This is a genomic window from Colwellia sp. 6M3 (genome assembly GCF_014077595.1).
Classification (GTDB): domain Bacteria; phylum Pseudomonadota; class Gammaproteobacteria; order Enterobacterales; family Alteromonadaceae; genus Cognaticolwellia.
Genome location: NZ_JACGWF010000041.1, coordinates 13912 through 36648, shown reverse-complemented (window position 1 = coordinate 36648; position 22737 = coordinate 13912). Strand labels below are relative to the sequence as shown.

Annotated in this window: 19 protein-coding genes; 4 read left to right on the top strand and 15 right to left on the bottom strand. The window is 38.3% G+C overall.

Translation table 11 applies throughout. The annotated features are described in order from the left end of the window. The 5 genes from H4J50_RS10605 to fabB form a co-directional block, all read right to left on the bottom strand. The coding region (locus H4J50_RS10605) for a FimV/HubP family polar landmark protein (RefSeq protein WP_310733263.1) at positions 1-2024 on the bottom strand (2024 nt) is incomplete at its 3' end. A gap of 270 nt (positions 2025-2294) precedes the next feature. Then, positions 2295-3320 carry an aspartate-semialdehyde dehydrogenase gene (locus tag H4J50_RS10600; protein WP_108455255.1) on the bottom strand — a complete coding sequence of 342 codons (1026 nt, stop codon included), beginning with the start codon at positions 3318-3320 and terminating at the stop codon, positions 2295-2297. A 22-nt stretch (positions 3321-3342) separates the two neighbouring features. Beyond that, positions 3343-4461, bottom strand: coding sequence for a 4-phosphoerythronate dehydrogenase (locus H4J50_RS10595; RefSeq protein WP_182256272.1), 1119 nt, complete (start codon positions 4459-4461; stop codon positions 3343-3345). A 39-nt stretch (positions 4462-4500) separates the two neighbouring features. Continuing rightward, positions 4501-4851 carry a 5-carboxymethyl-2-hydroxymuconate Delta-isomerase gene (locus tag H4J50_RS10590; protein WP_108457747.1) on the bottom strand — a complete coding sequence of 117 codons (351 nt, stop codon included), beginning with the start codon at positions 4849-4851 and terminating at the stop codon, positions 4501-4503. A 196-nt stretch (positions 4852-5047) separates the two neighbouring features. Beyond that, the gene (gene fabB, locus H4J50_RS10585) at positions 5048-6259 is read right to left on the bottom strand and encodes a beta-ketoacyl-ACP synthase I (protein WP_182256271.1); all 1212 of its coding nucleotides are present in this window, start codon (positions 6257-6259) and stop codon (positions 5048-5050) included. Positions 6260-6430: 171 nt separating this feature from the next. On the opposite strand from fabB, the gene mnmC reads away from it, so the two are divergent. Then, positions 6431-8446, top strand: a complete 2016-nt coding sequence (gene mnmC, locus H4J50_RS10580; protein ID WP_310733262.1) for a bifunctional tRNA (5-methylaminomethyl-2-thiouridine)(34)-methyltransferase MnmD/FAD-dependent 5-carboxymethylaminomethyl-2-thiouridine(34) oxidoreductase MnmC — start codon at positions 6431-6433, stop codon at positions 8444-8446. Positions 8447-8564: 118 nt separating this feature from the next. On the opposite strand, the gene H4J50_RS10575 is transcribed toward mnmC, so the two are convergent. The 3 genes from H4J50_RS10575 to H4J50_RS10565 all read right to left on the bottom strand — a co-directional run bounded on the left by H4J50_RS10575 (position 8565) and on the right by H4J50_RS10565 (position 10642). After that, entirely contained in the window at positions 8565-8837 is a 273-nt protein-coding gene (locus H4J50_RS10575) for a YfcL family protein (protein ID WP_239059110.1), read from the bottom strand. Positions 8838-8916: 79 nt separating this feature from the next. Next, positions 8917-10050 (bottom strand): ATP-NAD kinase family protein, encoded by a 1134-nt coding sequence (locus H4J50_RS10570; RefSeq protein ID WP_182256269.1) that lies wholly within the window; start codon positions 10048-10050, stop codon positions 8917-8919. Positions 10051-10111: 61 nt separating this feature from the next. Beyond that, positions 10112-10642, bottom strand: a complete 531-nt coding sequence (locus tag H4J50_RS10565; RefSeq protein WP_182256267.1) for an elongation factor P hydroxylase — start codon at positions 10640-10642, stop codon at positions 10112-10114. A 356-nt stretch (positions 10643-10998) separates the two neighbouring features. Between H4J50_RS10565 and H4J50_RS19650 the strand changes: the two genes are divergently transcribed. Then, positions 10999-11691 carry a helix-turn-helix transcriptional regulator gene (locus tag H4J50_RS19650; protein WP_259366223.1) on the top strand — a complete coding sequence of 231 codons (693 nt, stop codon included), beginning with the start codon at positions 10999-11001 and terminating at the stop codon, positions 11689-11691. Positions 11692-11775: 84 nt separating this feature from the next. On the opposite strand, the gene H4J50_RS10555 is transcribed toward H4J50_RS19650, so the two are convergent. From H4J50_RS10555 to H4J50_RS10540, 4 genes are read right to left on the bottom strand one after another with little or no spacing between them, the layout of a single operon-like run. Then, the gene (locus tag H4J50_RS10555; RefSeq protein ID WP_108455248.1) at positions 11776-12561 is read right to left on the bottom strand and encodes a CsgG/HfaB family protein; all 786 of its coding nucleotides are present in this window, start codon (positions 12559-12561) and stop codon (positions 11776-11778) included. Positions 12562-12565: 4 nt separating this feature from the next. After that, positions 12566-12982 (bottom strand): curli assembly protein CsgF, encoded by a 417-nt coding sequence (locus tag H4J50_RS10550; protein WP_108455247.1) that lies wholly within the window; start codon positions 12980-12982, stop codon positions 12566-12568. A gap of 17 nt (positions 12983-12999) precedes the next feature. Next, positions 13000-13392 (bottom strand): CsgE family curli-type amyloid fiber assembly protein, encoded by a 393-nt coding sequence (locus tag H4J50_RS10545; protein WP_108455246.1) that lies wholly within the window; start codon positions 13390-13392, stop codon positions 13000-13002. A gap of 57 nt (positions 13393-13449) precedes the next feature. Beyond that, a complete protein-coding gene (locus H4J50_RS10540; protein ID WP_182256265.1) occupies positions 13450-14904 on the bottom strand; it encodes a curlin in 1455 nt (484 codons plus the stop codon). A 799-nt stretch (positions 14905-15703) separates the two neighbouring features. Between H4J50_RS10540 and H4J50_RS10535 the strand changes: the two genes are divergently transcribed. Beyond that, a complete protein-coding gene (locus H4J50_RS10535; protein ID WP_182256263.1) occupies positions 15704-18202 on the top strand; it encodes a S8 family serine peptidase in 2499 nt (832 codons plus the stop codon). Positions 18203-18480: 278 nt separating this feature from the next. On the opposite strand, the gene nhaA is transcribed toward H4J50_RS10535, so the two are convergent. After that, complete coding sequence (gene nhaA, locus H4J50_RS10530; RefSeq protein ID WP_182256262.1) at positions 18481-19704, bottom strand: Na+/H+ antiporter NhaA; 1224 nt, start codon at positions 19702-19704, stop codon at positions 18481-18483. A 246-nt stretch (positions 19705-19950) separates the two neighbouring features. Between nhaA and H4J50_RS10525 the strand changes: the two genes are divergently transcribed. Continuing rightward, positions 19951-20421, top strand: a complete 471-nt coding sequence (locus H4J50_RS10525; protein WP_108455243.1) for an Lrp/AsnC family transcriptional regulator — start codon at positions 19951-19953, stop codon at positions 20419-20421. A gap of 67 nt (positions 20422-20488) precedes the next feature. Here H4J50_RS10525 and H4J50_RS10520 read toward each other — a convergent pair whose 3' ends face one another. Together H4J50_RS10520 and dnaJ are read right to left on the bottom strand one after the other, a co-directional pair. Then, complete coding sequence (locus tag H4J50_RS10520; RefSeq protein ID WP_182256260.1) at positions 20489-21160, bottom strand: hypothetical protein; 672 nt, start codon at positions 21158-21160, stop codon at positions 20489-20491. A gap of 353 nt (positions 21161-21513) precedes the next feature. Then, positions 21514-22656: a molecular chaperone DnaJ gene (dnaJ, locus tag H4J50_RS10515; RefSeq protein ID WP_108455241.1), complete on the bottom strand. Its 1143-nt coding sequence runs from the start codon at positions 22654-22656 to the stop codon at positions 21514-21516. Positions 22657-22737 lie beyond the last annotated feature (81 nt).

Below are 22737 nucleotides of genomic sequence, written 5' to 3'. Positions count from 1 at the left end.
TCTAGCAGTGCATCAATATCATCAGGGTCTGCTACTTCAAGGTTGTCTTCACTTGACGTGTCATCCTCAGTAGGTGCATCACCTTGATCATTTATCGAATCTAGCAGTGCATCAATATCATCAGGGTCTGCTACTTCAAGGTTGTCTTCAGTTGACGTGTCATCCTCATTAGATGCATCACCTTGATCATTTATCGAATCTAGCAGTGCATCAATATCATCAGGGTCTGCTACTTCAGGGTTGTCTTCAGTTGACGTGTCATCCTCAGTAGATGCATCACCTTGATCGTTAATCGAATCTAGCAGTGCATCAATATCATCAGGGTCTGCTACTTCAAGGTTGTCTTCAGTTGACGTGTCATCCTCATTAGATGCATCACCTTGATCGTTAATCGAATCAAGCAAATCATCAATGTCATTAGGATCTGAAATATCTAATGAAGCTTCTTCACTAGCGCTCTCCTGTACTTCACTGACCGCGTCTAACAGAGCATCAATATCATAAGGTTCTGACACTTCGCTGATATCGACCTCAGAGTCTTCGGTCAACTCATCAGGCTCTCCTGCGGCATCAAGTAAAGCATCAATATCCTCAGGCTGAGTCAATAACTCTTCATCTTCGTTTGATTGGGGTGCATTTGCAGAGGTTTCAGCAAGTAAACTTTCTAATTCGTCCTGATCCGTCTCGTCTGAATCAAGGGAAATTTCATCTTCGTTTTCTACTTCATCCTCTAAACCTGCAAATAGAGAATCTAAGTCACTTTGATCCAGTTGACCCCCTTCTAAGGCTTCACCTTCAATTAGGTCATCATCTAAAGCAATAGTGTCCTCTTCACTGTCTAAAGCAATATCTTCAAGTTCACCTAAATCAGATAAGTCATCTAAGTCGTCATCTAGTTGAATTACGTCTTCATCAAGCGCATCTAAATCATCTGAAAATAAATCATCATGATCTTCATCATTTTCAGATAAGTCTATTGATAGCTCATCGTCGAGTGACAGTTCATCATCAAGGCTTAATTCATCTTCTAGCGTTAATTCGTTTTCGATGTTTTCTGACACGGGTTGAGTTGTTGGTTTAGCTTCAGCATCGACGTTCTTTTCTTTACTGTCAGACGCTAAGCTGTCATCACTTTCTTTATTGGCTTTTCGTCGAAATAAAAAGGCTAATAATGACAAAATTAAAATCGCCGGCAATGTCGCCATTAACGCAACGAACCATGAACTCGACATTAAATTGCCTTCTTCAAGTTCGGCTTTTTGTTTTTCAATTAATAACGCTTGTTCTCTGGCTTCAGCTTTTGTTAAAAGCTCTTGTTGAAGTGAGATCATATCGTCCATTTGAATTTTAATTTCTTTGCTTTTAGCAACTTCGCTTTGCATAACGTCAAGTTGGTCATTAAAGCTTGTAAGTCGCTGACGCAGTGCTTCGTTTTCTTTTAATAAACTTTGAAGGCCATCAATAGAATCTAAAACATCATTTTGAATCGTGGCTAATCTTTGTTGTTGTGTGCTGTCTATTGCTTTTAATTGCACATTTATTTCTGATTTTGCAGCATCTAAATCTTTTTTATTTACCGAAGCTTCTTCTGGTAATTGTATTTTTTTAGGCGCAACTTTAACAACCTTAGCAACTTTCTTTTGCCAAGCCTTATCATCGCTACGTGACTTTTGTTGCGCAGAATCAGTATTAATTGCTCGTATTACGTCTATAGGTGGCAGTTTTAAATACTGGCCACTAATCATGTGATTTAGATTATTTTCTTTGAAAGAGCCAGGGTTATGCTCATATAAGGCTTGCATGACTTGGTAAACTGACAAGCGCGGATCAGGTCGTACTTTTAGTGCAATATTCCATAAAGTATCTTTGCCTGTGATCGGGCCATAACGGTCGTAAGGAAAAGCATCGGTAGATTTTGGACCACGAATACGTATACCGTCATCTTCAGCCATTGCTGGAAGACTAAAGCAGCTAATGCTAATAATAAGTACCTGCCAAAGGCACAGGCGTAAAAATGTTTGCATTAAAATTTCCTATTTATAATGATTATTCGTCAATACAATGACGGGTCCAAGTCAGGAGATTGAGAAGCAAAAATTATTCCAGTTATTAAATAATTACTGCCAGATACTTGGATAAATGCTTTTATAGCTTTTTTACTATGTTATCAGTTTAATACAACAGTTCTTATCTTATCCTTAATTTGCGCTAAGTGAAATAAAACAAAAAAACCCGTCGCTTATTATAACGACGGGTTTTCATTTTTCTTTAATAAATCTACAACTTAACGACTATTAATACTCGCTAAGGTGATCTTTGACTAATAACTCAGCAATTTGTACGCTGTTTGTGGCTGCGCCCTTTCGAACGTTATCAGCAACAATCCACATATTAATACCGTTGTTGTGGCTAATATCTTCTCGAATTCGGCCAACAAACGTTTCATCTTTGCCGCTAGCATCAGTAATTTGCGTTGGGAAGTCTTCATCATTATGACAAACCACTATCCCTGGTGCTTCACTCAATAACGCTTTTACTTCTTCAGCTGAAATAGGAGAGTTAGTTTCAATATGCAATGATTCGCCATGACCAAAAAATACCGGAACGCGAACAGCGGTAGGGTTAACCATTACTGTATCATCGCCAAGTATTTTTTGCGTTTCCCAAACCATTTTCATTTCTTCTTTGGTGTAACCATTCTCAAGAAATACATCAATTTGTGGGATAACATTAAAGGCGATTTGACGAGAGAAATTTTTCGACTCAACAGGCTTGCCAGATAATAGATCGGCAGTTTGTTTCGCTAACTCGTCCATTGCTGCTTTACCGCCGCCAGAAACAGACTGATAAGTACAAACATTAACACGAGATATACCCACGGCGTCATAAATAGGCTTTAAAGCCACCATCATTTGAATGGTTGAACAATTAGGGTTAGCAATAATATTGCGATTGCGGTATTCAGCAAGTGCTTGAGGATTTACTTCAGGTACCACTAATGGAATATCGGCGTCGTAACGAAACTCAGAAGTATTATCAATAACAATACAACCCGCTTCACCAGCAATTGGTGCGTATTTAGCTGAAGTAGCTCCACCTGCTGAAAAGAAACCTATTTGTGCAAGGCTCCAATCAAAATTATCAGCATCTAAAACTTCAATGCTTTCACCGTTAAACTCGATAAATTCACCTGCCGAACGAGCACTGGCCAGTGGATATAACTTGTTAATAGGAAAATCACGTTGTTCTAATATTTCAATAATTGTTTTACCAACTAATCCCGTTGCACCTAGTACGCAAACATCAAATTTCTGTGCCATGATCCTCTCTCTTTTATCCAGTTTATTTATTAAAGCCAAGCTGATGTGGCGCATCTGAGCTCAACGCGTTATTCAAGGTTACCTTTATTGCCGAAAATTCCCGGCGAGTCGGGTATGTTTTGCGAATATAGTCAAATCCTTGAATATTAATTTGTTGACGAAAAATTGCATCGTCACGTCTGACATCGTAAACCATTTTGACAAGTTGGTTTAGCAGTATTTCATCAAAGTCTTGTTTAATTTCAATCGCACTAATTGCCGGTACCGGTAAAAAGTCAGCGAGTTGCTTACTTGGTAAAATATCTAACTGTTGGCATAATGCCCGATACAGAATTTCTGTGCCACGAGCTTTTCCTTCTAAGCTATAACCAGCAATGTGTGCCGTAGTAATTTCACAATGCGAGATTAACGCTAATAATATAGTCGGCTCATTTTCCCACACATCTAAAACTAACTTTAAAGGGTGGCCCTGCTGCTTCATTTTCAATAAAGCATTATTGTCGATAATTTCTCCACGACAAGCATTAATCAATATTTGGTGGTCTTTAAGTTTCGCTAGTCTTGCGGCATCTAATAAATGGTACGTTGGGTTTTCGCCCTTTCTCGTGAGAGGAACATGCAACGAAACCACATCACAATTTAGTGCCTCCTCAAGCGAAACAAAGTCTCGCATATCAGCTGAATTTTCAGCTAATAAGGGGTCACATAAAACATGCTTAATGTTTAACGCACTTAATTTTTCGCTTAATCTTGAACCCGTATTACCTGCTCCGACAATACCCACGGTTAATGTTGATAAAGAGAATAAATACCGCTCTGCTAATACCACTAAAGCGCTAAGCACGTATTCAGCGACAGAGATAGCATTACAACCAGGAGCAGAATGAAACTTTACGTTTCTATTGTTCAGGTATTGTTGATCAATATGATCAACGCCAATGGTCGCAGTGCCAACAAAACTTAACGCTTTATTTTGCTGTAACAAGTGCTCATTTACTTTCGTAATTGAGCGCACTAACAGCACGTCAGCATCACGAACATCTGCTGATGTCAAAGTGCGGCCAGAAAACGCTGTTAAATCACCTAAATCTGAAAAAAACTCTGCCGCAAACGGCATGTTTTCGTCATAAAAAATATTCATGTAAAGTTCCAACCAACACTCATGCAGAAAAGTGAAACGCTATACCGTTGATGTTATCTTCTTAACATAGCTTTCTTTTTCGATTTTTGTTACTTCGACAGTAATTACCGCGTTATCGATACCCAAGCGCTCAAGTTGATTACTAACACTCTCACTTAAACTTTTACGTTGTGACAAATCGCGCCCTGATAATATTTTTAAATTTACATGCACAAACACCTGTTCAGCGCCGGGCAAGTAAAAACTGTCAAATGCGCATGCACGCACTTTTATATCACTTGAGGCGAAAAGTTCGCTTTGGTTGGCACCTTTATAAACAGCATGCATTAGCTGTTCTACAGGTAAACTTTCAGTAATCGTTGCGGAATATTCAATTATACAATGGGGCATAATAAGGCAAACATAATCAATAACAAACAGGATGCTCATTGTAGCTAAATTTAATAAAAAAAACATCGTAGCGAGAACATATTTGTTGTCGTTTTCATGATTTTTACGTATAAAAAAACCGTTAACATATTAACGGTTTTTAGATTTAACCAAGCTTAGTGGAAAATTAGGCCACTGCTGATCAAACGTCGACTTATTATTTATACTTTTGCATAACAAGTGTTGCGTTAGTGCCGCCAAAACCAAAGCTGTTTGACATAACCAAGTTAAGTTCCATATCGCGCTTTTCAGTCACTATATCTAAACCTTCTGCTTGTTCATCCAAGGTATTGATATTAATTGATGGAGCTACAAAGCTATGTTCCATCATCAATAATGAGAAAATAGCTTCATGAACACCTGCAGCACCTAGTGCATGGCCGGTCATTGCTTTCGTAGCACTTATTGCTGGAGAGTCTTTACCAAATACAGCTTGTATTGCACCAAGCTCTTTAACATCGCCAACGGGTGTAGAAGTACCGTGAGTATTTAAGTAATCAACTTTAGCGTCAACACCTTGCATGGCTTGTTGCATACAACGTATAGCACCTTCACCACTAGGAGCAACCATATCGTAACCGTCTGATGTTGCACCGTAGCCAACAATCTCAGCATAAATATGCGCGCCACGTGCTAGAGCATGTTCAAGTTCTTCAACCACAACCATACCGCCGCCGCCTGAAATAACGAAACCGTCGCGGTCTGCATCATAAGTACGAGAAGCCATTTCTGGTGTATCGTTGTATTTAGAAGATAATGCGCCCATGCCGTCAAACATCATCGCAAGTGACCAATGAACTTCTTCACCGCCACCAGCAAATACAACGTCTTGCTTACCTAATTGAATAAGTTCAGCCGCATGACCAATACAATGAGCACTGGTAGCACAGGCAGAACTAATTGAATAGTTAACGCCTAAAATTTTAAACGGTGTCGCTAAACATGCTGAGATAGTACTCGACATTGTTTTAGGCACGGCGTATGGACCAACGCGTTTAACGCCTTTTTCACGCAGAATATCAGCAGAATTTACTACGTTTTCTGAAGATGCGCCACCAGAGCCAGCAACAATACCGGTACGGAAATTCGATACTTGCTCAGGGGTTAATTTTGAATCTTTAATTGCTTGATCCATGGCTATATAGGCAAAAGCTGACGCTTCACCCATAAAACGTAATGCTTTACGGTCAATGTGGTCTTTTACTTCAATTTCAGGTTTGCCCCAAACTTGACTGCGTAAACCCATTTCAGCAAAACTTTCAGCACGGGTAATACCTGAACGACCTTCTTTTAACGACGCTAATACTTCTTCTGCATCATTACCAATACTTGATACAATACCTAATCCGGTGATAACTACACGTTTCATATAAATAACCATATTCAATTAAAAAATCTGGGCGTATCATACATACTTTTGCCCCCTATACTGGTCTGTCCAGCGTACACTTGTACACTGAATGTTTTCATTTTTATGACAGTCCTTTGTAATAATATGTAAAATAACCTTTTTTTACCTACAACGGAAGACGTTAATATTGTGATTGATCAAACAAAGATTACCTTTCAAAGTGACGGTTCACCTTATTCAAGCCAATTTGAAGATATCTATTTTGATACAAACCACGGCACAAGCCAAAGTGAGTGCGTATTTATTAACGGTAATAAAATTAAAACAAGGTTAGCCAAATACCCCGAAAAATTTGTTATTGCAGAAACCGGTTTCGGCACCGGCTTAAACTTTTTACTCACGCTTGCGACATTTGACCAACTAAAGCAAAGCCAAAACCGACAGAACACAAGAACAGCAGCAGACAGCACTTTGCATTTTATCAGTGTCGAGAAATATCCATTATCCAAAGCGCAATTGTCCCAATCGTTGAAAATATTGCCTGAGCTTGAACAATACAGTCAACAGTTAATCGCCCAATACCCTGAACACCCAGAGCAAGACATTACTCTGAGTTTTTTAAATGGCGCTGTTACCCTACAATTAATATTTAACGATGCAACACTAGGCTTAGCGCAATTAGCGAGCGATAAAAACACCCGCGTTTCAGCGATAGTTGACGCTTGGTATCTCGATGGCTTTTCACCGGCTAAAAACCCTGAAATGTGGCATACGGGGCTTTTCCAACAAATAACGCGTTTATCTAAAGAGCAAGCGACCTTATCGACCTTTACGGTTTCGGGTAAAGTTAAACGCCAATTAATTTCGGCCGGCTTTCGGGTAGAAAAGCGCCCTACTAATGGTAAAAAGGATGAAATGCTCAGCGGCGTTTTTCAACAAAATCCTGATTCAGGCACAGGCTATCAACAACGACCAATTATCGCTAAACCACAGCAAGTCAGTATTATTGGTGGCGGTATTGCGTCAGCATGTGCGGCTTATGCGTTAACAAAAGCGGGCGTTAAAGTTACCGTATACTGCCAAGACTTTAGTGTGGCTCAAGGTGCCTCTAGTAATCATATTGCTGCGCTATACCCATTGATTCATCAACAGGCTGACGATATTAGTCTGTTTTACCAACAAGCTTTCGAGCAAGCCGTAAGTTATTATAAAAGCATATTGGCGCAAGGCTTTAATTTTGATCACGACTGGTGCGGCCTATTAGAAATATCTTACAAGCCCGCTTTAGCACTTCGTCAACAGCATATTGAAAACTCAACTGTGTGGCCAAAAAGCCTTATCCACAGTGTTGATAAACAAACAGCGAGTGAGTTAGCAAGCATAGCGCTTGATCATGGAGGGTTATTTTTCCCAAAAGCCGGTTGGATAGCCCCTGCTCAATTGGTTAAACAAATTTTCAGTGCCGCAGAATCAACTAATCGCTTGCGAATAGAAACGGGTTGTAAAATAAACAATATTAACCAGCAAGCTGATGGAAAATGGTTATTGCAAAGTGATAAAGAAAACCATTTAGTCGGTATGCTAATTTATTGCGGTGGCGCTCAAGGCATCCCGCTAAATTTAATAAAGCAATTACCTTTAACATCTGTTCGTGGCCAAGTGAGTAGCATGGCGAGTAATGACAAAATTAAATCGTTATCAACGGTTATTTGTCATAAAGGTTACTTAACGCCAGAAAACAAAAATTTACACTGTATCGGAGCCACCTTCCAAAAGAACAGTTTTGACACAGAAAACAAAACCGAAGACGACCAATTTAACCTCAACATGCTAGATAAGTGTTTACCGGGGTTAACTGACTGGAATACCAAAGATATTATACAAAGCAAAGCCCGCTTAAGATGTATGACACCTGATCACTTACCTATGGTAGGTGCAATGCCAGATATAGACGCCCATAAACAGCAATATCCGCATCTAAGTAAAGATAAACGTTGGCGCTATAACCAACCTGCCCCAATTATTGACAATCTATATATGCTAACGGGGTTGGGCGCGCGTGGGCTTTGTACAGCACCATTATTGGCCGATATACTAACTGCAGATATTTGCGGTACGCCATACCCATTAAACAATGAACAGTTATTTAACTTAGCGCCAAACCGTTTTGTTATTCGAGATATTATTCGTCGTAAATTCGATTAAACTTTGTGCTTAAAACTGATGTTAATTGAAATAAATAATCGTCTATTGGCCACACTCTAAAATGAAAAAAGCAGCTAATTCAAAATGAACAGCTGCTTTTAAAATGTGTAAAACTGTATTATTCAGTAAATGCCGTTTGAAGTTGAAGCCAATAATCTTGCACTATTTGACGATCTTGCGGTGTAAGCTCTGTGCGAGCAGCTTGTAGTTTCTCACTAATATTTGTTGCTAGCGCTTGTGTTAATACTTGTGACTCATCGCCATATTCACTGCCCGCCAAACTAATAAAGCCTCTTAGATAACTGCCTGCGAATAGCTCGTCGGCACTAACATCTTGCTCTACTTGTTCATCTAAAAAATGATATAACGCGGTAAGGTTTTCAAATTGCATACTTAATTCCAAGTTCATTTAGGCAAGTGTTCAACATTGCCAGTTTTAAAATATTTAATGTTTAAATTTTTATCGTTAACTATTGCGGGCTGGCAACTGGGTATAATACTTGATCATTATAACCAGTAGTCACGGCTAAATAGCCTGACAACTCTATGTCGAGTTCGTTATCGCCAGTATCGGCAATTAATGGTCGAGCTTGCAGCGCATTCAATTTAGTTTTCGTCGCTATAATAAAAATATTTTCTTTACCTATAGCGCGAATAACGCGCGGGCTCAATTGTTGATTGCCGCGACCAAATATATGTCCTTGGCCACCGATTAACGTGATCACAAGTTTAACTTTACCTGGTGCGTATGGTTGAATTAACTGCCATAGTTGTGGCTCAGTTAAATCATTCGCCATTAACGCTTGCTCACATATAGCATCAACGCCAAGCAAAGTATTTTCTAATCCCAGTTCTTCCATTACAAATGCTGTAGTAGAGCCTGAGCCGATAATAAACAGTTCGTCATCCATTTTTGAAATAACATCAGCGGCGATATCTTGCAAAACTAATTCGTCAGACTCTTTACCACCTGATTTAACCGCTTGAATATAACGCAACTCGGATGGCACCTGCATTTCTCCAAAACGTTTTGCTTTAACTATGCCTTGGCGAAATAAACTTTCATCTATATCCATAACATCAGCATCAGTTAAGCTAACCAACTGATTGGTGATCATTAGCTCAACCACGCGCCCTGCCGCTTTAGGCGTAATAGCATAAACACCTGAATGAATTTTACAACCGGCAGGAATGCCTAATACAGGAAACTTGTCTTCAACGATATGGCAAACATTACGAGCTGTGCCATCACCGCCAGCAAACAACAGTAAGTCAATGTCATGCTTAATTAATGTTGTTACAGCCTGCTCTGTATCAAACGCTGTAGTTATTGCATTTGTAAGTTTATATACAACTTCTGTTTTAAATCCTAATGCTTGCGCTAAGCTCTCACCCATATCGCCAGTAGCCGTATAAATAACAATACTGTCTCGATAAGGTAATAATATTTCCAACGCAAGTGATGCTCGTGCATTAGACTTTGGGGCAGCCCCGAGCGCGATAGCTTGTTCAGCAATACCAACACCGTCACTTCCCTTTAACGCTACGCTACCGCCAATTCCTGCTATAGGATTAATAACTAAGCCTAATTTAAATTGTTTCATTCATCCATCTCAATTATTTCAGCCACTAAAAGTAAGTACTGATCAGCAGTATATTTAATGTTTAACATGAAAAGTGCTCAGGAGTTAAAGGCCAAGTGGTTTGATAATGTTGGGCTAATACCGTAATAAATTTTGCAGCATCTGTTGGGAAACCAAACTCTAGATAAAATTGCACTTGCTTAAATACTTTAGCTTTAAACGCCACTCTGTCAGTTTCACCCTCACCCAGCAAATTATCGGTAGAAACATAAAAGTCTTTGCCACTGGCAACACAAAGCGCCCATTCTATTGCTTGTGGCTTTATTTCTACGCTTTCAAACTTTGCTTGTTGTTGATGATCTCGCCCATCGGGAATATACCAATAACCGTAGTCTTCTAATAATCGTCTAGATTGACCAGCTAGGCACCAATGAGCAACTTCATGTAACGCACTAGAAAAATAACCATGTGCGAATATAATTTGATTAAATTGACATACGTCATTGGCTGGCAAATAAATAGGTTCATCGTTACCTTTTATTAACCTAGTATTATATTTTTTTTTAAAAGTACTTTCAAAAAGACAAATTAACTCTATAAAACAATGTTTCATTAAATCCAAATAAATTAAGTTAGTTATTTAATACCGCCGAGCCAAATATAGACTGACTTACAAGTCATACCAGTATAACTAACATATCTTCAAAAAATCTTTAAAAATAAAAGAGTTATATGCTAGACATAGATGAGCTAACCGCGTACTTTACTAATTGTAAGTAAAATGTAATACCAGTGTTAATCTAACGTTAAAAAAGGCATTATATTCACATATATAATATTAAATGCTGAATTATAATTTGATTTACCGCTAAACTTCAACCTGACAGTAAATATCATATGGTCACAATGATATTGGCACAGATGTTAGTTAATGAATTTTGCAATATCGATTAGTAATATGGAGAATTAATGATGTCAACGGAAATGACAAAACTACGTGCGTTTGTTTTAACGCCAAAAGTTAAAAATACAGAGCGGCCACATTTAACACTATTTAAACGCTTTACCGGTTTGATCGAAGCATGCGGTATCGATATTGAGATAGGAAACACTCCCCCTGAAAAATCTCTGTTGTTATCATATCAATTTCTGCTGATCGATTTATTTGATTATCAAACAGGAAATGGTCTGCCCAGTAATATTTCAGCGCTAGCAGCCAATAATACCACAATTCTCTTCAACGCCACTAATGGCATTACCTGTGAGGTAACTGCTCTATTGTCACATGTCAAAGGCATATTTTATCAAAATGACCGACCAGACATCATGTTAAAAGGTCTGGACTCTATTATCAAAGAAGAATCTTGGTTTAAACGTTCGACGATGAACAAAGCCATTCACGATCTACTTATATGCAGCAAAACTCAGCAAACTAAACCTGTTGATGCAAAACCTGAAAGCCTTTTCCCGAGCTTAACCAAGCGCGAAAGAACCATCATAAATCTCGTATCTAGAGGCGCTCAAAATAGAGAAATAGCCGACCAACTCCACATCAGCCCTAATACGGTAAAAACCCACCTCTACAGTATTTTTCGAAAAACTAGCTCTCGAAATCGTATTGAGCTTATTAGCCGGACACAAAATTATGGCACTACGAATTGATAAAGTAATATTTTAAAAAATATAATGAATAAAAAAATCAGTGATAAACACTGATTTTTTTAGTTTTTTAAACACTTACCTCAATTATGCATCGGCGCGCCAGACCTTACGCTCTATACCTTTAATCACTAACTCGGTAATTGCTTTCTCAATGGCTTGTTGCACACAAACATGCATCGGCTCATTATCACTAAAACCGCCTTCGGCTTCAGCTAAGCGTTTAAAGCTAACGTAACGGAAAAAACCAGCTCGTACCTCCTGGCTCAACACCTTTTTATTAGTTGATACTGATACCAACACTTGTCCAGTGCGCACATCAACCGCTCGCATATAAACTGTAATTTGATCTTCACGATAAAGCTCTGAAGCACCAATACCAAAATACTCTGCGCCAAAGCCGCCTGTTCGGGTATTAGAGTCGTAACTGATAATGCCACCTTCAAGTAATATTTTTGCAGTAGTTAAAGGCGGTAATTCAATATTTTCAGTGGCTTTATTTGCTTGATTAGCTGCCCGAGTAATTTTTCGCTCTGTTAATACATTTTGCAAACCTTCTCGCTCGACAGGTAAAAACCAATCCGAATCACTTAAAGCTTGCATCAAAATGGATGTTGCTCCTTGTGTGACAGCAGTAGAAAATGAGCTTACATTCGCTTGCGGTTTATATTGCCCGGTTTGGTCCCGATAAGCATATACCGAAACCGGTATGGCGCCTTTGGGCTTAGGCAGTGCTTTGAGCTCTTTAAAACTTTCCAAAGGCATAACTTTTGTTGCTAAAGACTGCTCTGGTGGAAATAGTTTACTTGCGTGATCTAATGCGCTGCAAGCCGACAAAAGACTCACGAGGCTTAAAATTATAATTTTTCTCATGAATTTATCCAAACTTCGGTATTTCAATGATAGTGATTTTGTTACTCAATAAATCGGTAATTTGTATCGTGATGGTATCGCTGTTAGCAGACACAATATCTATTTGATAATCTCCACTGATAAAAGTCGCATCTTCTCCGATATTTATATTTTGCTCTTCACCTAAGACTGTATCTTTATATTTACTGACAATATCACTGAGTGTCGCACGCTCTAGCGCGTCTGATACTTTTTCTTCAAAGCTTTTTTCACTCAACTCTGCTTTATGCTTATTTTGCCCTTGCGCTTTGCTTAATAAGAAGCTGCCGTTCATCGCACTACCACCAAAGCTAGGATTAATTGGTGCATAAACTAACTCGGTACTCTGTGCAGAATTGGTTATGCTCATGCAAACTGCACACGCTAAAATTAATTTCTTCATTACTAATATCCTTATGATTACCAGCCACTTTCAGCCATATCAACACTATCTTGGCTATATTGTGTCTTCGCCATGGCATCAATCAAAATAAATACGGCTTGTTCTACTTTTTCTTTTACGGGAGATTGTCTACGCCCAAAATGAGTAACATAAATAAGTCGGCCATTAAGTAAAATACTAAGTTTAGTGCCTGCTCTGGGTACAATCTGCTCAATAAGCTGAACGTTTATACCTTGCGTATTTGGTATGTCACGCCATAACTGACTAAATTGAAAATAAAAATCATGGCCCAAGCGACTTTTAGTGCTATCAAGTAATAAACCACCAATTTCAACTTCGCTAGCAGCATGACATATAGGAGTGAATAACAAGCACAGTGTTACTAACCATGCTGATATATTTTTAGACATATTATTATAGATAAAAAGGGGCCTTAAGCCCCTTGTTAACTTATATTCAATGAACAATTATTGCTGCACAATTACTGCGCTATTCCAATCACCCATTTGCGTGACAGAAACCGAACCTGAGTCGCTAATAAATGACCCTTCAACAATATTACCATTACCGACTTGGCTGATGTTAAAGGCAATATTAACACCACCAATTAGCATCGAACTACCGTCAGCACCCGTGATAAGGTTATCTTCACCGTCTTGCATGATATCTATTTGATGGTTACTACCTTCAACAAGAATATCTAACGAGTTCACATCACCTGTTTGTGCGATATCAATGATATTAGCATTACTATCAAGGATAGTACTTAATGTTACGACCGCGTCATTAGCGAAGCCATTTTGCACAACATCAATATCGTTATCACTAGTGGTCAACGAATTGTCATCAGCTGAAGCTTCTAAAACTAGCACGTTTTCAGAACCTGACTGAGTAACGTTAATATCATTATCGTTACCGTTAAAGTTCACTATATGGCTTTCGTTTAAGTCACCTACTTGCAAAGAACTATATTCGTTATTAAGACCTAAAGTTCCCATGTAGCTGATATTGCCATCACCTGATTGAGTGAAGTTAAATTCATTGTCGTCACCAATAACCTCAAATGTTGCTAGGTTATCTGCACCGTTTTGTGCAACGTCAACTGAGTTATCATTGCCGGTAAATAAGTTAGATACTGCGTTATTTCTATCACCTTCTTGATCAATAGAAATGTCATTATCGTCACCTTCAATTGCAGCAATAGTAACGATATTTCGGTCACCTTCTTGTTCAATATCAAGCTCATTGTCGCTACCGGTAATAGCATCAATTGTTGCAACGTTCCAGTAACCATCTTGTACTGACTCTACATCGTTACTGTCACCAGTAATGCTATTGAAATAAGTTTCGTTCCAAGTACCGTCTTGTACAAACTCAACATTATTATTTGAACCGGTTAATTCACCGTTAATAGCCCAATGACCGCCATCACCTTGATCAACGATGATCTCATTACCATCACCGACAACTTCATTAATCGCTCGACTACCGATACCTAAGTAACCAGCACCTATCTGAGATACATCAACAATATTTTCGTTACCAGTAACATTGTTTGATGTCTCATTAATTTCGCCGTCTTGTAAAACAGACAATAAATTGCTGTTACCGGTATAAGTACCAATGGCTATATTTTCAGACCCTACTTGCTCGATTTCAACAATATTGCCTTCGCCAACAACAGTAAAATCGGTACCGTTTACATCTCCATCTTGAAGAATATAGGTTTCATTTCCTTCACCGGTACCCGATCTAGAGTCTTGTGATAAAACAATCATATTACCTTGCGCATTAACTATTATGTCTGATTGGATTGTAACGGCTTCGGTTTCTTGCTTGGTTTCTTCACCCGCAACAGCTGTTTGATTTAAGCCTAAAGCCATAAGTACAGCGCAAGTGATCATTGATTTATTAAGTTTCACGATATATCCCAATGTTTATTTTATGTAAGAAAAAATAACTTACAAAGTTTATTAATGGATAAGTAGACGATGTCTTACCTTCCGTGGAGTTTTCGTATTCCCATAGTGCTTAATAATAATAACGAACCGTATTATTAGAAAAACAAGTCGTAACCTTAAAATAATGTTGTAGTGAGCTTTAAAAGATTGACCTTAACGGCTGTTATCTTATATCGCTCGTCTTAACTGTTTTATATCAGGGGTATGCCGGTTTAATATAGATAGTTAACACATATAACAATATATAATTAAATAGCACCCCACCCGCTTATTTCGATGATTTAACAGTCAAAAACAAGTGCTTTACTGTGGTTTTGCTTTATAACCACAACAACTCAAATATAAACTCATTAAGCTTTAATACGTTGCATTGAAAACTTTACATTACTTTATCAAAAATAAAAATAACCCTATTTTACCATTCAAAATAAACCATTAAAAACAACAACTTAAACACAACAAAACATAAAAACAAAAATAACATTAGAAAATCAAACCAATACTAGTAAAAAAGTACTAGCTGATATTTTCTAATAAAAAAGTAGTAATAAAACCATAAAAACCTCTAGTTAGTAATGAAAAAGTCGTGTTTGTCTCGTTTTTATAGGCATAAGTGTATTTTTATGATTAAAGTAATAAGGTTGCGTAATCCCATAGACGTAGAAAATTAAAATAATAAAGAACGGTATATAGACCAATAATGACCGTTGACCTAAAAATATTAAAGAACTCAACATACCAAATAAAAATGGAGCAAAACATGAAAGCAAAATTATCAGTCTTAACATTAGCGTTATTGCCAGTGTTAGCGAATGCATCTGTAGAGCTAAATCCTAAACAGAGCATTACTTATAAATCGGACTCTATTATTGTTGTTTACAAAGATGATGCCTCTAAGTTTGATCGTCGTACAGCACGTAATACAGTCAGCGCTAAAATTTCAGATCTAAACAGTGACGAAGTTGATGACAGATATAACAATTTAGCGAAAGGTCGTTTAGCTAAGTTCAAACTTGATGGTATTTCAGTAAAAAATGCCCTTGAAAAACTACGTAAAAATCCTGCGGTTTTATATGCTGAACCAGATTACATTGTTAGTGCCGCTGGTATTCCTGATGACGCTCGTTTTGATGAGCTTTGGGGCATGCATAATACGGGACAAACAGGCGGTGTAGATGACGCTGATATTGATGCGCCTGAAGCTTGGGATATTTCTACCGGTAGCCGTGATGTAGTTGTTGGTGTTATTGATACTGGCGTAGATTATAGCCATCCAGACTTAGCAGCGAACATGTGGGCAAACCCTGGCGAAATTGCAGGAGATGGTATCGATAATGATGGCAATGGCTTTATTGATGATATTCATGGAATTAACGCTATTACTAATAGTGGTGACCCTATGGATGACAATGGCCATGGTACTCATGTGTCGGGCACAATTGGCGCAACAGGTAATGACGGTATAGGCGTTGTAGGTGTTAACCACAATGTATCTATTATTGGTTGTAAGTTCCTAGATTCTGCTGGTAGTGGTGCAAGCTCTGACGCTTTAACATGTATCGATTATTTTGTTGATTTAAAAAATAACCATAACGTTGACATCCGTACCTTAAACAACAGTTGGGGTGGTGGTGGTTTTAGCCAAGCATTATACGACGCAATTACGGCAACCTCTGATGCTAATATATTATTTGTCGCAGCGGCAGGTAATAGTGGCTCTGATAATGATGCAAGCCCTAGTTATCCGGCAAGTTATGATCACGACAGCATTCTTGCAGTAGCAGGAACTAATCATACTGATGCTATGTACACATCATCACAATACGGTTTAACCTCAGTAGATATTGCCGCTCCTGCGCGTAATGTACTATCAACTGTGCCTGGTGGCGGCTATTCTTCTTTTACTGGTACATCAATGGCTACACCACATGTAGCAGGTGCTGCGGCATTAGTATTATCAGTTAACCCAGAGTTATCTACGGTAGAATTGAAAGAGTTATTAATGAATTCTGGTGACGCTAACCCTGCAACAGAAGGTAAAACTGTTTCAGGCAAGCGCTTGAATATCTATAACGCTTTACTTGACGCAGATCCAACGCCAGGATTTACGCTAAAAGCGACACCAAACTCTAGTACAATTGAAGCTGGCGAAACGGCAATCTATAGTTTTGACATTGGTTCAGTTGCTGAGTGGGACGGCGAAGTAAGCTTAACATTAGTCGGTTCACTTGCGGGTGCAACATTATCAACTGATACCGCGGCACCAGGCGCAACATTTGAGCTGATGGTACCAACGACGAGCGAAACCCAATGGGGTGAGTACGACTTTACGGTAACAGCGACAAGCGATGAATTAGTCAAAACCGCTAGCGTTAGCTTAATGGTTAATCCTGAAGGTTTGAATGAATTCACTTACACAAATGAAGAAGTTATTAACATTCCAGATAACGATGCTACTGGCATCACTTCAGTAATTAACGTTGCTGATGACCTTACCGTTTTTGCATCTGACATTTATGTGAACATTTCGCACACTTGGATTGGTGACTTAACCGTTATGTTAACTTCACCTGCAGGTACTTCTGCTACATTACACAATGCGACTGGTGGCAATGCTGTAGATATCGATCAAACCTTTAGTTCATCAGCATTTAACGGCGAAGTAGCTACCGGCGACTGGACTTTAAGTGTTGCAGATAATGCTGGAAGTGATACAGGTTCATTAAACAACTGGGCAATTACTATTACAGGTATTGGTGAAGTACTTCCTAGTGCTCCAGAAGTGAGTTTTGCTTATGAAGCTGAAGGTCTAACAGCTACCTTTACTGATAGCAGTACAGATAGAAATGACGATATGGTTAGTTGGAGCTGGAGTTTTGGTGACGGCGCAGTATCAAGCGAGCAAAATCCTATTCATACTTTTGCGGAAACAGGTAACTATGACGTTATGCTTACCGTAACAGATGCTGAAGGCTTAAGCAGCAGTGAATCTGTTATGGTTACTGTTTCATCTACGAGTATTGAAGCTACGGTTAAACGAGCATATAAATCTCGTTTAGGTCGTTTGCGTGTAGATATTACATGGGAAGGTACTTCCGCTGAAATGGTAGATATTTTCCGTAATGGTATTAAAATTGACACTGTTGAAAATGACGGAATTTACCGTGACCGCGAACGCCGCACAACGGATAGTCAGTTCATCTACCAAATATGTGATGCATCAACAGCTTGTTCAAATGAAGTAACCGTAAACTTTTAGCCATTATATTTTAATGTGTAATAAGGACTGCTAAGTAAATTAGCAGTCCTTTATTTTTCCGGGTAAAACTTCTATTCTTTCAACACTATCAATAAAAGGCACTGTAAAATACAAACAAGTACTATCTGCACTTATGCTTCACTAAAGCGTTTTACAATGCCATATGGCACTCATTGACGGTATAAAAAAGAGCCAATGCCAGCGTTCACTATCGCCGCACAATAATGATAGATTTTACTGAGATATGAAATGTGTCTACTTTCATAACTATTTCTTTTTTATTTTGTATTATTTGAATTTATTGTAGTTTCATCAGTCTCATCATTTTCTTCAATGTTTTTGACTCCACCTTTAATAATAAAGTAGCCAAAAACACCTGAAATTAATGAACCTATGACGATACCTAGTCTGTCTTGGAAAATAAGGTTGGCACCTTGTCCTTGTTCAAAAGCTAGCGAGCCAATAAATAAACTCATGGTGAAACCAACACCACACAATATGGCTGCACCATAGAGTAAACGCCAATTAACATTTGCTGGTAATTTAGCCCAACCTAACTTTATGGCAATAAAACAAAAACCAAATACGCCAAGCTGTTTTCCAACGATTAGGCCAACAATAATCCCCAATGGCACAGGAGCCATAACTTGCTCGATACCGACACCAGCAAAACTGATACCTGCGTTCGCAAATGCAAATACCGGCAAAATAATAAAAGCGACTAAGGAATGTAAGTTGTTCTCTAAAGATTTTAACGGCGAGGGTTCGTCCTCATCACCCTTTATTGGGATAAAAAACGCTAAAATAACACCCGCTAATGTTGCGTGAACACCCGATTTTAATACTGCTACCCACAATACAATGCCTAAAAATATATAAGGTGCAGTACTAGTGACTCCTCGTTTATTCATCACAAATAAAATGGCAATGATACTTGCGCCAAAAACTAGAGATAATAATGAGAGTTGGTCAGTGTAAAATAACGCGATAACAATAATAGCGCCTAAATCATCAAATATGGCTAACGAGGTTAAAAACACTTTTAGTTGCAATGGCACTTTACTGCCTATGACTGACAATATACCTAAGGCAAAAGCAATATCAGTCGCGGTAGGAATTGCCCACCCCTTAATAGCATCGGGATCATTGTAGTTAAAAGCGACATAACATAAAGCGGGTATCAGCATACCACCAAGGGCACCAATAGCAGGTAATGTAACTTGCCCTGGTTGAGATAAATCACCTTCTAAAAACTCACGCTTTAGCTCTAAACCTACGAGGAAAAAAAACAACGCCATAAGGCCATCATTTATCCACAATAGTAAAGGCTTAGCTATTTCAAAAGTTCCAACCGCTACTTGAACAGGAATATTCAACAGCATGTCGTAATAAACCATAAACGGTGAGTTGGCGATAATCATTGCCGCTACAGCAGCAAACATTAAAATAATGCCACTAGCAGCTTCAAGCTTTAAAAAATTGTTAACACTTTTAATAATCATTTGTTCTCATTATTTTATTTAATTAGGGACATAATATGTCACAAAAATACTTTTTACAAATTTGCCAATGTAATAATTTGTAAAAATGACCAAGCTGTTCAAGGCATTAATTGGATGAAAATTCGGAAACTAGCAACTATATCGATAATAGTTCATTTTTATGATGGTTTTACTGATAATATTGGAATTAATAAGTGTAATACTTTCCAATAAAAAAATAAGTGCAACGTCTAGAGGCAAACACGCATGAAAAAACTTGATGACATAGATTTACGTATTCTTACATTGCTTTATAAAGATGCCGATATCACCAATAAAGAATTAGCTTCGCAGATAGGTATTGCACCATCAACATGTTTAGAACGCGTAAAACGCATGAAATACAATGGCGTTATAAATAATGCCTTCATTGATATTAATTTTAAAAGTATTGGGGGTAATATTGAAGCCATTGCAGCAATTAAACTACAACCTTACTCAGAATTAATTGTAAATAAGCTTAGAGATGATTTACTTAAATTACCTGAAATTGTTAGCTTGTACCACATGGGTGGCAGCTACGATTACTTTATTCATATGTCAGTAAAAGATAGCGAGCACTTACGTCAGTTTGTATTCAATGCCATAACCTCTCGTGAAGAAGTTACAACGGTTGAAACTTCACTTATTTTTGAACATAGCCGTAGTGGTGTTTTACCTATTTTTGATGATGAGTGATCACGACTTATAAAACTATAGGTAGTCAGCCACTCGTTATTTCTAACCAATCAGTTGATTCACAATGTTATTTATTATCAAAACTTTGTGTTTCAAAATATAACGGCTTCATGGTGCCGCAGTTAAAAAATTTATACTGTAATTCATTCTCTTTTGGAACGGGTGAGGAAGTATTGAATTTAGTCAAACAACCGGCATTTACATCTATATGCAGGACATGATCGTAGCTTGGCGCTTGCTGTATACGATGAATATAAATTTTGTTGGTTTTACGATACGACACAACATCATATTCCTGTTTATTACTCGACGGTTCAATTTCATCAAGCTTACGCATATATAATTGTTCAGCAAAGTTTATCGTCATGTTCTCGTAAACCAACATTCCATCACGCTCAAAGTGCCCAAGATATACATCGGCATTAACCACAACTTTCTCACCTCGCATTAAACGCTGTAAGTTAAAAGGTTTGGGTTTAATTGTAACCATGTCATTGTCACGAACTAATTGCACCAATGCGATATTTTTAACGTCGAGTTTATAGAGTAATTGAACGTTTTTTGGTTTTTCATAAAGCGATAAATGATAGGCAAAAATAGCTGAAGACTTATTCAGTAATACCATGCCATGCACACCTTCATAAGCAGGATCAAGTGGTGGTAGTTCTTCAGGCGCAGACTCAGCAAAATTATTAAAACTGACTAAAGCAATTAACAGGGAACTAAATAAAATTTTCATTCTATAACACTCTCTTCACATTAATTTATAAATGCAGGTAGATCCCAACTTGGCCAATCACACATTCTACTTGTTCATTATAACCAAATAATATCCATATATTTTATACTCAACATGACTATATCAGAATAAAGCAAAGCGAATAGGTTAAATCACTAACAGAGCTCGTAACCGATAGAAGTTAAAGCTTACCGTTGCTCAAGTTAGTCAAGTTACTTAAGTGATCGCATGTTGCGGAGTTGGTTCTCGAAATACGAGTGCTTACAAAATAATGTTTTAGTAAAAAAGGGCTGAACATAAAAATCCCGCATCAGTGTGCGGGATTTTAGTGTTGGTTTTATTCTTGAGTAGTATTAGCTTTTAAGATCATCGAAGAATTTTTTCACACCGTCGAAGAAGCCTGTTTCTTTCGGGCTATGCTTACTGGTGCTTTTACCCATTTTTTCTTCTAACTGGCGTAGTAAGTCAGCTTGATCGCCCGATAAACTTACCGGTGTTTCAATCACAACTTTACACATTAAGTCGCCCACTGAATGACTACGTACTGATTTAACACCTTTGCCACGCAAACGGAACATTTTGCCTGTTTGAGTTTCTTTCGGTATTTTCAGCTTAACTTTACCTTCAAGTGTTGGCACTTCAATGTCGCCACCTAAAGCCGCCGTTGTGAAACTAATCGGCACTTCACAGTACAAATGGTTTTCATCACGAACAAATATTTTATGGTCACGCACATTGGCTTGAACATATAAATCACCTGCCGGAGCACCATGTTCACCAGCTTCACCTTCACCAGATAAACGAATTCTATCACCGGTATCAACACCTGGTGGAATTTTAACTGATAGTGTTTTATTTTTCTCTACACGCCCTTTACCACGACATGAAGTACAAGGGTCTGAAATAACTTTACCTTGACCAGAACATGTTGGACACGTTTGCTGCACAGCGAACAAGCCCTGACGCATTTGTACTTGGCCATGGCCATGACATGTAGAACACGTTTTGGCACTGGTGCCTTTTTTCGCGCCACTACCATCACAAGGTTCACAACTCACAAAAGTGGGTACTTTAATTTCTAAGGTTTTACCCTTAACGGCTTCTTCAAGGCTTAAGTCAAGGTTATAGCGTAAATCTGAGCCACGACGTTGGCGAGATTGACCACCACGTCCGCGACCACCGCCACCGAAAATATCACCAAAAATATCACCAAAGGCATCGCCGAAGTCTTGTCCGCCGCCAAAGCCGCCACCGCCACCATGACCACCTTGTTCAAACGCCGCGTGGCCGTATTGATCATACGCCGCGCGCTTTTGATCATTGTTTAATATTTCATAAGCTTCTTTAACTTCTTTAAACTGTTCTTCTTTAGATTTATCACCTTGAGTTCTATCAGGATGATATTTCATTGCTAAACGTTTGTAAGCTTTTTTGATATCGCGCTCAGCTGCATCTTTCGATACACCTAGCACTTCATAATAATCGCGTTTTGACATAGGTTTTATTTCTTTACTTCAAATTTATGGATACTAATTTGTTTAACTTCTTTCTTAGATGCGGTAAGCATTGTCATTACC

Coding starts and splice junctions, on each gene's coding strand:
- H4J50_RS10555 (WP_108455248.1), bottom strand. CDS start 12,561: ATGAGAAAAATTATAATTTTAAGCCTCGTGAGTCTTTTGTCGGCTTGC.
- H4J50_RS10565 (WP_182256267.1), bottom strand. CDS start 10,642: ATGAAACATTGTTTTATAGAGTTAATTTGTCTTTTTGAAAGTACTTTT.
- H4J50_RS10570 (WP_182256269.1), bottom strand. CDS start 10,050: ATGAAACAATTTAAATTAGGCTTAGTTATTAATCCTATAGCAGGAATT.
- H4J50_RS10545 (WP_108455246.1), bottom strand. CDS start 13,392: ATGTCTAAAAATATATCAGCATGGTTAGTAACACTGTGCTTGTTATTC.
- H4J50_RS10600 (WP_108455255.1), bottom strand. CDS start 3,320: ATGGCACAGAAATTTGATGTTTGCGTACTAGGTGCAACGGGATTAGTT.
- H4J50_RS10590 (WP_108457747.1), bottom strand. CDS start 4,851: ATGCCCCATTGTATAATTGAATATTCCGCAACGATTACTGAAAGTTTA.
- H4J50_RS10595 (WP_182256272.1), bottom strand. CDS start 4,461: ATGAATATTTTTTATGACGAAAACATGCCGTTTGCGGCAGAGTTTTTT.
- H4J50_RS10535 (WP_182256263.1), top strand. CDS start 15,704: ATGAAAGCAAAATTATCAGTCTTAACATTAGCGTTATTGCCAGTGTTA.
- H4J50_RS10520 (WP_182256260.1), bottom strand. CDS start 21,160: ATGAAAATTTTATTTAGTTCCCTGTTAATTGCTTTAGTCAGTTTTAAT.
- fabB (WP_182256271.1), bottom strand. CDS start 6,259: ATGAAACGTGTAGTTATCACCGGATTAGGTATTGTATCAAGTATTGGT.
- H4J50_RS10550 (WP_108455247.1), bottom strand. CDS start 12,982: ATGAAGAAATTAATTTTAGCGTGTGCAGTTTGCATGAGCATAACCAAT.
- H4J50_RS10575 (WP_239059110.1), bottom strand. CDS start 8,837: ATGCAATTTGAAAACCTTACCGCGTTATATCATTTTTTAGATGAACAA.
- H4J50_RS10525 (WP_108455243.1), top strand. CDS start 19,951: ATGAAAAAACTTGATGACATAGATTTACGTATTCTTACATTGCTTTAT.
- H4J50_RS19650 (WP_259366223.1), top strand. CDS start 10,999: ATGATGTCAACGGAAATGACAAAACTACGTGCGTTTGTTTTAACGCCA.
- dnaJ (WP_108455241.1), bottom strand. CDS start 22,656: ATGTCAAAACGCGATTATTATGAAGTGCTAGGTGTATCGAAAGATGCA.
- nhaA (WP_182256262.1), bottom strand. CDS start 19,704: ATGATTATTAAAAGTGTTAACAATTTTTTAAAGCTTGAAGCTGCTAGT.